General features: G+C 42.5%; 8 protein-coding genes. 6 read left to right on the top strand and 2 right to left on the bottom strand.

From position 1 onward, the window contains the following. Nucleotides 1-43: 43 nt before the first annotated feature. Nucleotides 44-406 (top strand): BlaI/MecI/CopY family transcriptional regulator, encoded by a 363-nt coding sequence (locus AAFF35_RS22580; RefSeq protein WP_073233275.1) that lies wholly within the window; start codon nt 44-46, stop codon nt 404-406. A 4-nt stretch (nt 407-410) separates the two neighbouring features. Further along, nucleotides 411-1859 carry a M56 family metallopeptidase gene (locus AAFF35_RS22575; protein ID WP_342328810.1) on the top strand — a complete coding sequence of 483 codons (1449 nt, stop codon included), beginning with the start codon at nt 411-413 and terminating at the stop codon, nt 1857-1859. On the opposite strand, the gene AAFF35_RS22570 is transcribed toward AAFF35_RS22575, so the two are convergent. Both AAFF35_RS22570 and AAFF35_RS22565 read right to left on the bottom strand, forming a co-directional pair. Further along, a complete protein-coding gene (locus AAFF35_RS22570) occupies nt 1843-4509 on the bottom strand; it encodes a carboxypeptidase regulatory-like domain-containing protein (RefSeq protein ID WP_342328809.1) in 2667 nt (888 codons plus the stop codon). The two genes, AAFF35_RS22575 and AAFF35_RS22570, sit on opposite strands and share 17 nt — an antisense overlap. Further along, the gene (locus AAFF35_RS22565; RefSeq protein ID WP_342328808.1) at nt 4506-5447 is read right to left on the bottom strand and encodes a GLPGLI family protein; all 942 of its coding nucleotides are present in this window, start codon (nt 5445-5447) and stop codon (nt 4506-4508) included. The genes AAFF35_RS22570 and AAFF35_RS22565 overlap by 4 nt, the downstream gene beginning before the upstream one ends. Nucleotides 5448-5651: 204 nt before the next feature. On the opposite strand from AAFF35_RS22565, the gene AAFF35_RS22560 reads away from it, so the two are divergent. From AAFF35_RS22560 to AAFF35_RS22545, 4 genes are all read left to right on the top strand, one after another. After that, complete coding sequence (locus tag AAFF35_RS22560; protein ID WP_342328807.1) at nt 5652-6980, top strand: cytochrome ubiquinol oxidase subunit I; 1329 nt, start codon at nt 5652-5654, stop codon at nt 6978-6980. Nucleotides 6981-6984: 4 nt separating this feature from the next. Next, on the top strand, nt 6985-8004 hold the full coding sequence (locus AAFF35_RS22555; RefSeq protein WP_342328806.1) for a cytochrome d ubiquinol oxidase subunit II: 1020 nt from the start codon (nt 6985-6987) through the stop codon (nt 8002-8004). 472 nt (nt 8005-8476) lie between these two features. Further along, entirely contained in the window at nt 8477-9343 is an 867-nt protein-coding gene (locus AAFF35_RS22550; protein ID WP_342328805.1) for a hypothetical protein, read from the top strand. 104 nt (nt 9344-9447) lie between these two features. Then, entirely contained in the window at nt 9448-12309 is a 2862-nt protein-coding gene (locus tag AAFF35_RS22545) for an outer membrane beta-barrel protein (protein ID WP_342328804.1), read from the top strand. Nucleotides 12310-12334 lie beyond the last annotated feature (25 nt).

Below are 12334 nucleotides of genomic sequence, written 5' to 3'. Positions count from 1 at the left end.
AAAGTCAACGTACAATTCGTATATTTACGATAATATCGTATTTATGGAAAAGTTAACTATACAGGAAGAAGAGGCCATGCAGGCCGTTTGGCAATTTGGTGCAGGCTTTATAAAGGATTTTATGGAGCTGCTGCAGGAGCCTAAACCTCCTTACACGACATTGGCTTCCACCGTTAAAAACCTGGAACGGAAAGGTTTTTTGAAGAGTGAGAAATTTGCAAATGCTTACCGTTATAGTGCTAAGGTGAAAGAAACGGAATATAAAAAGCGCTTTATGAGTGGTTTTGTGAATGATTACTTTCAGAATTCTTACAAGGAGCTCGTTGCTTTTTTTGCAAAAGACAATAAGATTAGCGCCGATGAGCTAAAGGAAATTATCAACCTCATAGAAAACCCTAAAAACTGATGTGATGCCTGAATTCTTTGTTTTTCTGTTGAAAGTAAATGCTGGATTGATCCTCTTTTGTCTGGCTTACTACCTGATTCTCCGGAAGCTTACTTTTTATACGCTTAATCGTTTCTTCCTACTGGCAGGAATCGTGTTTTCTTCTTTGTATCCATTCGTTGATCCTACGGTCTTTTTTGGTGGACAGGAGGAAGCACTGAAACCAATCGCAGCAGTTTTACCTACTTTATATATTGCGGCGGCCGACGTGGCCAGTTTTGATTATTGGTTAATTGCCAGAATCATTTTCTGGGCAGGTGTGCTGATCATGTCTGGCCGGATGCTGATCAGGTTTTACTCTCTTTATCGGGTGCATCAAAACTCTGTTCCGGGAAAGATCAGCGCATATGATGTTCGTCTTCTGGACGGAAACATCAGTACCTTTTCCTTTTGGCGGAACATCTACCTGAACCCCGAACTTCATCAGCCGACGGAACTGGATGCCGTACTGGAGCATGAACAGGTACACGTAAAAGAATGGCATACTGTAGATATTCTTCTGGCGGAGCTGACCACTGTTTTTTATTGGTTTAATCCCGGGGTATGGTACATGAGAAAAGCAATTAAGGAAAACGTAGAATTTATCACAGATCAGCAGATTTTGAAGAAAGGAATTGACCGTAAAGCGTATCAATACAGCATGATCCACACGGTGTCTGTGGGAACACCATCGGTCCTGATGAATAATTTCAATATCACAGGAATAAAAAGACGGATTATCATGATGAATTCCAAAAGATCTTCAGGCGTTCAATTGATCAGATATGTATTTTTGTTACCGGTATTGTTGGTCCTGACGACCGCATTTACCTTATTTAAAACAGAGATAAAAGCAAACCTTGGTTTTCAGGATACCCTTAAAACCAGTGCAAAATTGTCAGCTGCTCCGAAGGTTGAAAAATCAGCTGCAATACTTAACAAGCGCGTTGTTAAAGGGAAAGAGAAAAATAAAAATGCAAACTCAAAAGTTGTCCCGGAACCGCAAAAAATCAGCAATGCAGCCGAAATAGAAACGCCTGTAAGCATCGTACAAACAGATACAGGAAAACGGTTAACTACTATAAAAATCAGCCGGATTAATGCCGGAGAAACCAATGCTGATGGTACTCCGGTAATCACAAGGATGGCGGTTTTCAAAACCAGGGGGGCTGGATCGATGCATTTAACCAGTAGAGATTCGGTGAAAGTGCTCGTGCTTAAAGGAAACAGGAGCGACATAAAGCCTGCTCAGGCAACCTTTATTGGGGAAGACCCGGACATTAAAATTTATATTGACGATGTAGAGGTTTCGGCAGAAAAGATGAGGGAATTGAACCCCATTGATATTGAAAGTGTAAATGTCCAAAAGGTGGATGAATACCCAAAAACCAAAGGGGTTCGTATTTATACAAAAGTCTTTAAAAAGTTAAAGTAGCTTTAAGCATCGCTATTCTACCGGGTATTTCATAAGTACCGGAAGTAAAAGCATTGCTGGACAGGTACACTGCACGATAGGTTTTGATGTTTCCAAGGTTACTGATCCCAAACTCAAAATCGGTATTGATCTTGTTCACTTTATACCTGGCACTGAGGTCTGAGAAAAGATAACTCAGTCGGCCTTGTCCGGATTGTTTGGTATAGAGTTGCTCAGCCGATAAGTTAAGGAAAAGATCATTGAAGGGCATAAAGGACAATTCTGCCTGTTGCCTGATTTGCTGATATCTTATAGGTTCCTCTTTATTTGCTGTGCTTTTACTCTCCATCTGGTTGTAATTTATAGCATAGTTTAAATTGGTATTGTTGCTGATCTTACTTTGAAATCCTGCTTTTATGCCATTGTTGATCGCTTTGTAGGGGAGAAGTGTGTTGTTCTGAAACTGGTTATTCCTGCTTTGCGACCAGCTAAGCCCCATGCTGAAGGTCGTTCTTAGTTCAAACCAATACTTACTGACATTTCCGGCCAGATTATAGGCACTGATGTTGTTGTCGTAAGGCAATACGATTCGTTCCTGCAGGTTGTTGGTCAGGATGCTGGAAGATATGGTATTCAGGTTGATCCTGCTATAGCCTGCCTGCAGATTGAAGAAGAACATCGTAATGGCTTTTCTGTAATTGAAACTCAGTGCTGCCGAATGGTTCTTTTGTGCAGACAAAGGGGCGTTGTTGGCATACAAGCTACGGTAATTTTTCAATATCGCCCCCCGGTAGACATCATCCATGGTCCCCAGTTCATTTTTTAAAGCATAAGAAAACTGCAAATAGTTTTCTACTCCCGTCTGATATTTGAGCCTTAAGCCTGGACTTATAAAGAACTTATTCATTTTTTGATCCAGTGCATAGCCCGGATCCCGATACTGAATGTACTGATAGTTCAATGGCACATTAAGGCTGGCCTTTAGTTTTTCATCTTCTGTTTCATATTCATATAATCCTTCCGTATACAGGTTTGATCGTTTCCATTTCAGGTTGTTGAAGGCATCGATCGCGGCCGGTTGTATTTGTGAATCCTGTTGGATGGTGTTTAGTGCAGAGTTTAATTGCTGCGCCTGGAAACTAAAACCCGTTTTATAAGTCTGGATAATTCCGGAGGATACTTTTTTGAAGGAGAGGTAGGTATTGGTAAAAAAGGCAGGGGTATTGCTGGTTTGTATGATCGCTGAATAGGGAATTCCCTGGTTCAGCTGGGCCTCATTTAAGCCCGAATTAACCTGTAGTTTCTCCGGCTGGCTGCTATAACTGAGGTAGGAGTACAGGTTATAGATATGTCCATTTTTCAGTGTGTTGAGGTAACTGAATTCGTTAGAAACGTCAAAAGCCTTTTGCTGGAGTTGTTGTCCGAATGGAATACCATTGGTGTTTAAGCCCACCTGATACTTCATCGGGCTGTAATTGCTGATGAAGGTGTTGTTGAGGTAAGATTTCTCTCTGTTGATGTTGAGGCTTGCCTGTGCCCGGAACTGATTTGGTTTTGAAGTATTGGATTGTTTTTCTGTAAAACTCACGTTTCCCGAAGGCAGGTAATACTCCGTAAATTTATCATAATCTCTTTGTTGCCGGTCTAAAAGGTAGTATAGATTTGTTTTTAACTGAATGTCCTTTTTCAGGTTAAACAGGTTATTTACGTTGAGCAGGGCAGCGCGGTTAAAAAGATACCTGTTCTGGGGCAGGTCGGGTACACCGGCAGCTCCGGTAGATAGGAGTGCGCCTGGTTTATTGTTGTTCAGGCGGTCTTTGAGTTCTGAAAAGTTATGAGAAGTGAGCTCTCTGGCCGGATCATTCCCAACGTTGTTTCCTTTCAGGTAATTGATGCCTTTGTATTTCTTATTGAACATCATGCCATTGATATTTTCATCGAAACGATTGGGAAGGCCCGCCCCCAGACTGGCCTGTCCTATAAGTTTGATTTTCGCCTCGTCTTTTATAGTAATGTTTAAGGCAACATCATCGCTGTTCATCTTATTCCTGAGCATCTTGATCGGTTGATCATTTTGAATCACCTGAACCTTATCTACCGCTTCTTTGGGGATGCTTTTAGTGGCAATGTTATATTTATCATCCAGCAGGTTGTCTCCATCAATGTAAAAGTTTGAAATGTTCTTGCCATTATAAGAGATTTTACCATCTGTAGCCACCTCGATGCCAGGCATTTTTTTTAGGACATCACCCAATACCCGGTCTTGCTTATTGCTAAAATCCGATAGCTTATAATTCAGGGTATCGCCATCTACTTTTAGTCTGGGCCTGTTGTTAACGACTACCGTTGGCAGGTCGATGGCCGATTCCTTGAGCACAAAATCATAACTTTTATTCCGTTCTGCGAGGAGGAGAACTTCGCGTTTATAGCCCAGGCTACTCACTTCAAGAGAAAAACCAGCTGTCAGCACTGCTGGTGCCTTAAGCTGATACGCCCCCTGTTCATCGCTGCGGGTATAGGCAATGATCTTTCCATCCCCGCTTTTCAAGGTTACGGTGGCTGAGTTTACGGCTTTGCCTTTAGGGTCTTTAATGCGACCCTGGATCTGACTTTGCGCGATGCCCTGCTTCATCAAAAACAAAGAAAGGATCAGGAGAATGCTTAATTTCATTTTACCTCAGGTAGTTCTATAGGATTGTTAACCGTCTCTGTGATGAATTTACTTTTAGTCATTGTTCTTTGTCCGGTTACTACGCGTCCTTCCCCTGCCATTGAAGAATTGATGAAACCATCGGGATCCTTTTTCATGGCCTCGCTCAGCTTATCAAATTCTTTTTGTGTGGTTTTTATGCTGCCTTTTGGCAAATAAAACGTTGGAGAGCTCAACAGTTCGGCACTGCTCAATCCGGAGATGTTTACCTTTCCACCAATACTGACCCCGCCAATGGACGACTCCGGTTCTTCTTCTTTTACTGCAGCAGTATTGTGTACCTTCTCAAATCCCTGAAACTTGAAGACCACTTCTTTTTTTGCATCCTGGGCTTCCACTATTAATCCGGGTAAGCCATTGAGTTTCCATGGTCCGCTTTGGAAAGGGAGATCCGGACAAAACCAGGCTGTATAATCTCTGCCTTTAAAACGGGCTGTTGCTTTCTGACATTTCAGGCCGGAAATTGTACTGGTGTCTGAGCTAATGTTCCAGTTGATTTCGGGAAGTGTTTCCTCGACAAGGTAATTATTGACCAGTCTTTTTTTGATGATGATTTTCTTTTCCGCAGGATATTGGTAAAACTCATCATAAGTGAGGCTCTTCGGACTGCCTTTGATGTTAATGCTTAACTTCCCCGGAACAGAATTTTTGATCTGTTCTTCAATGTCTTTTTTACGTTGAATGTCGAACCGGATTTTATCCATGCTCAGGTAGGCGCTGGTTCTTGTGCCGAGAAGAAGGACCATTTCTTCGCTCGATGCCTTATCACGTTGTGTGGTGTCTTTAATATGCGTAAAACCGTAAATCGCTTTTGCGCGGATGCTGTCTGCTTTTTGGGCTTTAAGGGGGCCAAAAAGTAATGCGGTAAGGCCGCCTATTAACAGGATTTGTTTTTTCATGTGGTTGGTTTTTGGTTCAATAATGAGGTTTGTCTACGATAATATTGTAAACATACGAAAGTATCGTAATAATACTAATTAATCGTAGAGTTTTTTTACTTCATTATGTTTAATTAATCCCGAAATAATATGTTCTGCAGTCTTTAAGCATTAACTTTGCCCGCAGAATTTCTTTTAGCCATTACCGTTTATTAAAATCTTAATATGGACGATTTTTTAGCTGCCCGCCTTCAGATGGCCTTTTCCCTTGGCTTTCACATTGTTTTTGCTTGTATCGGAATGGTGATGCCATTTTTCATGTCTCTGGCTCACTTTTACTGGCTTAAAACCAAAAATGTAGTTTACCGGGATGTCACGAAGGCCTGGAGTAAAGGTGTGGCGATTTTCTTTGCCACCGGGGCAGTTTCAGGAACCGTATTGTCTTTTGAACTGGGCCTGCTCTGGCCCAAATTTATGGAACATGCAGGCCCCATATTCGGAATGCCTTTCTCTTTAGAGGGAACGGCATTTTTTATTGAAGCGATTGCCCTTGGCTTTTACCTGTATGGCTGGAACAGGATCAATCCCTGGTTTCATTGGGCAACAGGCGTGGTGGTTGGCATCAGCGGTCTATTGTCAGGAATTCTGGTGGTGGCCGCAAACGCCTGGATGAACAGTCCGGCAGGTTTTGATTATATAGACGGACAATACCTGAATATCGATCCGATCAAGGCCATGTTTAACGACGCCTGGTTCTCTCAGGCATTACACATGACGGTGGCTGCTTTTGTATCTACAGGTTTTGCCGTTGCCGGAGTTCATGCCTTAATGATCCTTCGGGGGAAAAATATAGCTTTCCATAGCAAGGCATTTAAGATTGCCGCGGTATTCGGAACGATTGCAGCTTGTTTACAGCCCATCAGTGGCGATATCTCTGCTAAAGATGTAGCAAAGCGTCAGCCAGCGAAACTTGCCGCCATGGAGGCCCATTTTCATACCGAAAGAAATGCCCCCCTGATTATCGGAGGGATTCCGGATACTGCCGGGAAAAAAGTGGATTATGCCATCAAAATTCCTGGATTACTCAGTTTTATGGCAACGGGTGATTTTAATGGCGAAGTAAAGGGGCTCGACAGTATACCTAAAGAAGACCAGCCGCCAATAGGCGTAACCCATTATGCCTTTCAGATCATGGTTGGACTGGGAATGGCTATGGTTGGCCTTGCAGTGTTGTATTTTATTGCCCTTTGGAAAAAGAAACAATGGCTGAGCAGCAACTGGCTGCTGAAATTATTTGTGATCGCTACTCCGATGGGCTTTATCGCGCTGGAGGCCGGCTGGACCGTTACTGAAGTCGGACGGCAACCCTGGATCATTCATGGGGTCATGAGGACTGCCGATGCCGTAACCCCAATGCCGGGAATTGCCTATTCTTTTTACCTTTTTACAGCAGTATATATTTCGCTTGCGGTAATTGTGAGTTTGTTGTTGTACCGCCAGATTACCATGGTGGGTAAGTTATACGATTCTTCCACTAAAGTTCCTAAAAGCTAATCCTATGATCTACGTTGTTATTATTTTTCTCTGGACCGCCATTTTATTATATATCCTTTTAGGGGGGGCTGATTTTGGGGCAGGAATTATCGAGCTTTTTACCTCCAAAGGAAATAAGGACCGAACCCGGAAAACCATGTATGAGGCAATAGGGCCAATCTGGGAGGCCAATCACATGTGGCTCATCATTGCTATTGTGATTCTTTTTGTAGGTTTTCCTAAAATATATACTACGGTTTCTGTTTACCTGCACATTCCGCTGGTTTGTATGTTGCTCGGCATTATTGCCCGTGGAACCGCTTTTGTTTTTAGAAATTACGATGCCGTAGAAGACGACATGCAGAAGTTGTACACGCCGATATTTGTGTATTCCAGTCTGATTACCCCCTTTTTTCTTGGAATAATCGCGGCAAGTTCAGTTTCGGGCAGGATAGACCTTTTGGCAAATGATTTTTTATCGGCCTATGTTTTTAGCTGGCTCAACTGGTTTTCTATAGCGGTCGGAATTTTTACGGTGAGCATTTGCGGATTTTTAGCCACCATCTTTATCATCGGGCAGACCGATAATGAAAGCGACCGAAAACACTTTACCAGAAAAGCACGGAGAACGATTTTTATTGTAATGGGCTGTGGAGCATTGGTCTTCCTTGCCGCTTACCTGGAACAGATTCCTTTGTTTAACTGGATCTTTGGAGATACTCCCGGTCTGATTGCCATTATCGCTGCCAGTATTTCATTGGTAGTCATGTTCTTTATTTTGGAGCGTGACAAGCCGATCATGTTAAGGCTGCTGGCTGGTTTTCAGGTTTCCATGATTTTGTTTGCTGCAACTTACAGCCATTTTCCGGATATCGTGATGTTGAAGAATGGAGCAAATCTTTCTTTGCTGACCCATCAGGGACAAGCGAAGACTATAGATTCTCTTGCCTATGCGTTGTTGATTGGAAGTATTTTTATTTTACCCGCGTTGTTTTATCTGATTTACGTTTTTACGAAACGGAAAGAGCTGCCTTCGGATCATTAGGGCTGTTTATTCCTAAGTTAGGCCTGTCCCTCTATTGAGTCACAATAATAAAAGGAACTGAATAGGACAGTTCCGATTTCTGACTGGAAACTCTCTTAATGATGTCTGCAATGGGCAGCTCAAATACTAACTTAACTTCTGGGTTGAAAAATGAAGGCCCTGATCACCAGGAAAAGTATAATTAAGCCCATCATCATGATCATTATTTCTGAAAATCCAACTTTTACTCCGTATATCATCATTTTGGCTCTTTTTTTCAAGGTATACAATAAAAACGCAAAAAAGCAGACTTTCGTTTAAAAAGTATCATAATACTTGTTCCGGACTGAGCCTTATGCGGAAAATCTATGGCTGATTGTAACAAACTAAAATACAGAAGAAAAAAATTAATTATAGCGATTAAACCTAAATCATTTTACCATGTCTTAACCACATCAACCATACAAAATACTGCCATTAATTTGACCCCGTTATGAAAGCTAAACTCTTCAAATTCACCTTCCACACCATTTTACTTGCCGGTTTCAGTTTATCAGGATATGCACAGAAATTACCAGATGTACAGACAAACGGGTTAATTGCGCCTGCCGGAATCAGGGCGGATGGTAAAAACAAAGAATGGAATGACAGTTTTCAGGCCTTGAATAAGCGGACAAATATTTATTATACCATCGCCAATGATGATGCTAATCTTTATGTAGCGATTAAATCGACAGATGGGGCAAATAACATGAAGATCATGGCCGGGGGGATTACATTTTCTGTAAACCCTGATGGCAAAAAGAAGGAAAAAGAAAGCATCACGCTAACTTATCCGTTAATAAACCGTGGCAATACGAATCGTGGAGGTGGACAGGGTGGAGGCCGCAGGATGATGATGGGAACGGTAATGGCTGGTGGTGGTGGCCAGCAGCAGAGCAAACAACAACGGGACTCTATGATGGCTGCAATGCAGAGAACACAACTTGCCCAGGTCAAAGAAATCAAAATCAGCGGATTTAAGAATACTACAGATACCTTGATATCTATATATAATGAACATGGAATTAAAGCAGTTGCATCAGTTGGTGCTGACAATGCTTTTTTCTATGAGATAGCGATTCCATTGGCCGCTTTTGGTCTTTCAAAAGACAGCAATACGGAATTTGCTTATAACATCAAATTAAACGGATTACAAATACCAGGATTAGATGGTGGTGGTTTTGGCGGTGGCGGCGGAAGAGGTGGATTTGGCGGTGGTGGATTCGGACCAAGAGGAGGAGGGAATTCCGGCTTTGATTTTCAGGCACTGGCCAGCCCTACAGATTTTTGGGGTAAATATACTTTGGCCCGGAAATAAGATAGACACACACACAAATCAACCATATAGACAACATGAACCATTCTTACAAGCTTACAGCTTTCCGGCTGCAGCAAGTCCATCGCGCCCGATACTCTGGAGCTTTGAAGAAAATAACCCTTTTATTCAGCCTTATTTTCAGTTCGGTCTTTCTTTTTGCGCAGGATCAGCCTAAAGGGCAGAATCCTCCACCTCCATTGCCAACCCGTGAAATCAGTGGGATTGTAAAAGATTCAACAGACCTGGGTGTGATTGGTGCGACGGTAAGTCTGACCTCAGATAAGGATACCCTGAAAACGAGTACAAATGCAGACGGGGTCTTTGTTTTTAAAAACGTTAAATCGGCTACTTACACTCTTTTAGTGCAGAGTATCGGCTATAAAGCATCAAAGCCAGTACGCTATAAACAAAATGATGCGGTTCCAAGGATTGTCATGGATCCCATCACCCTGAAAGAGGAAAAGAACCAACTGAATGAAGTGGTGATCAACGGAACCCCTTCGATTACTTATAAAACGGATACGGTAGAATACAAAGCAAGTGATTATATCGTCAGAAAGAATGCTACGGTTGATGAATTGCTGAAGAAGATGGAAGGGATGGAAGTCGGCACGGACGGTACCGTTACCCATCAGGGGCAAGCCTTAACAAAAGCCAAATTGAACGGAAAATTATACCTGGGTGGAGATTTGACTAATGCCATTAAAAACCTGCCTGCTGAGATTGTTGAGAAGATTCAGGTGGTCGATGATTACGGAGATCAGGCCGCAAGAACCGGAGTGAAAGACGGAGATCCGGAAAAGATCTTAAACATTACCACCCGAACGGATAAGTCTGTCGGAAATATGGCCAATGTCAACGTAGGAGCAGGAAGCAACAAGAGGTTTGAATCCGGACTTTTTGCCACAAGGGTAAATGGAAACCAGACCATTGGTGTAAACGGAAGGTTTAACAATACGGTGAACGGAGTAGCACCAACCGGCGATAATGGAGGCAATTCCGGCGGTGGTGGTGGCGGAAGAGGTGGAAGTGGCGGTGGAAATACCAACAGTGGCGCAGCAGGTGGAAGCGGGGGAACGACCCAAAACGGAAATGGTTCCTTTAGTTACCGTGATAAAGTCAGCAAAAAAGTAGAAGTCAATTTAAACTATGGTTTTAATACGACAGATGTAAACTCCATCAATAACAGTACGGCAACGCGATTTGCCGCGATAGATCCTACCACGCAAACACAACCCATCGACAATGTGACTAAAGAAATAAAACGCAGCATTGCCGATAACCTGACCAATAGCCATAACATCCGGCTGGAGGTTGAGGCTGAGCTGGATAGCAATAACTTCTTAAAGTTCATTCCTACATTCAGATACAATTCTACCCGGAACTCAAGAATCGATACTATTTTTCAGGATGGTTTTAACCACAGGGATGAATTCAGTAATAACCTGAATAAAAATACCAGACCGCAAATTGGTGCCACCCTATTTTATCAGCATTTATTTAAGAAACCAAGAAGAAATATCTCTGCTCAGGTAGAGCTGAACAGCAATAATCAGGATGCGGAACAGATTCAGGATTCCAGGTTTACTTATTACGAGAACGCGGAGGAAACTGACTTTACAAAATCAAGGATCAACAGGATCATTGCACGTAAAAATCTTCAGGACAATTACCGGGGAAGTCTGACCTATGTAGAGCCCTTAACATTGAATACGCAACTGGAATTCAATGCACAGGTGAATTATAATGGTTATGACAATACCTCAACGACCAGAAATATTGAAGCGAACGGCAATTCCGGAATAATTGATTCTTTAAGTAATATTTACGACTATTCTTTTACTCAAGGTCGTATTGCATTGAATTACCGCTATGGAATGGACCGGATGTCTAAAGTCAGGTTCTCATTGGGTTTAACAGCAGTGCCGGCAGTACTTTCGGGAACCAAACAGAGCCTGGGAACAACAACCAACAGAAATAGCTTTAACCTGATCCCGATTGCCCGCTTTGAGTACCTATGGTCCAGACAGCATAAATTACAGGTTAACTATTCCGGAAATGCGGTAGAGCCTACTTTTGATCAGCTTCAGCCGGTAAGGGACGTTTCCAGTCCGCTGAACCCAATCATCGGTAACCCTGACCTTTTGGCGAGTTTTACCCATAGCATCAATGCGAATTATAACAATTATATCGCGAATTCTAAACTGAACTATTCCCTTAACCTGAATGCGACTATGACCGATAATGCGGTGATCAGGAATGTTGTTCAGATTCCGGACCCGGATCAGCCGGCCAATAATATCAACGAAACGAGGTACCTGAATACCAATGGCATTTATAATTTAAATGCAAATTATTCCCTGAATAAACAACTTAACGACAGAAAGTATAACCTTGCTTTAAGTGGTTCCGTAAGCTATAACCATGGCGTTTCTATGACCAATGGGTTAAAAAATAACACCAATGTATTGACCATGGTAGAACGTTTCGGTCCGAGGATCAATCCGACAGAATGGTTTGAAATCAATCCAAACGTTTCTTATACCCACACCAAGTCGGTAAACACGCTGCTTGCAAACGCGAACAGGAATACCAATACGCTCGCTTTGAACCTGGATGGAAGAGTATACCTCTGGGAAACGTACCTGTTTGGCTATAGCGCGAGCAAAAACTATGTGAGGGGAATCAGTGCCAATGTATCCAGCAATCCATTGGTGATCAATATGTATGTAGAGAAAGAATTGTTCGATCGCAGAGGGAAGATTACTTTCCAGGCCTTTGACGTGCTGAATCAGAATAATTTCATTACTCAGGATTATTCCGGTAACGCGGTAGTAGATACCAAATCAAATGCGCTGAGCAGATATTTTATGGTTCGTTTGAGCATGAGGTTGCAAAAATGGACCGGTGCAAAGGGCAAAAATGGCAGAGGAATTATGCGTAGGGGGGATGGTAGTTTCATGTAGGACAAAATAAGTGATCTGCTCGAAG

It is taken from the genome of Pedobacter sp. FW305-3-2-15-E-R2A2 (assembly GCF_038446955.1).
In the GTDB taxonomy this organism is placed as follows: Bacteria; Bacteroidota; Bacteroidia; order Sphingobacteriales; family Sphingobacteriaceae; genus Pedobacter.
Note: the sequence above shows the minus strand (reverse complement) of the source record. Positions and strands in the feature narration are given on the sequence as shown.

Bases quoted from the DNA above. Each gene is read 5' to 3' on its own strand.
- AAFF35_RS22580 (WP_073233275.1), top strand. From the start codon at position 44: ATGGAAAAGTTAACTATACAGGAAGAAGAGGCCATGCAGGCCGTTTGG.
- AAFF35_RS22575 (WP_342328810.1), top strand. From the start codon at position 411: ATGCCTGAATTCTTTGTTTTTCTGTTGAAAGTAAATGCTGGATTGATC.
- AAFF35_RS22570 (WP_342328809.1), bottom strand. From the start codon at position 4,509: ATGAAATTAAGCATTCTCCTGATCCTTTCTTTGTTTTTGATGAAGCAG.
- AAFF35_RS22565 (WP_342328808.1), bottom strand. From the start codon at position 5,447: ATGAAAAAACAAATCCTGTTAATAGGCGGCCTTACCGCATTACTTTTT.
- AAFF35_RS22560 (WP_342328807.1), top strand. From the start codon at position 5,652: ATGGACGATTTTTTAGCTGCCCGCCTTCAGATGGCCTTTTCCCTTGGC.
- AAFF35_RS22555 (WP_342328806.1), top strand. From the start codon at position 6,985: ATGATCTACGTTGTTATTATTTTTCTCTGGACCGCCATTTTATTATAT.
- AAFF35_RS22550 (WP_342328805.1), top strand. From the start codon at position 8,477: ATGAAAGCTAAACTCTTCAAATTCACCTTCCACACCATTTTACTTGCC.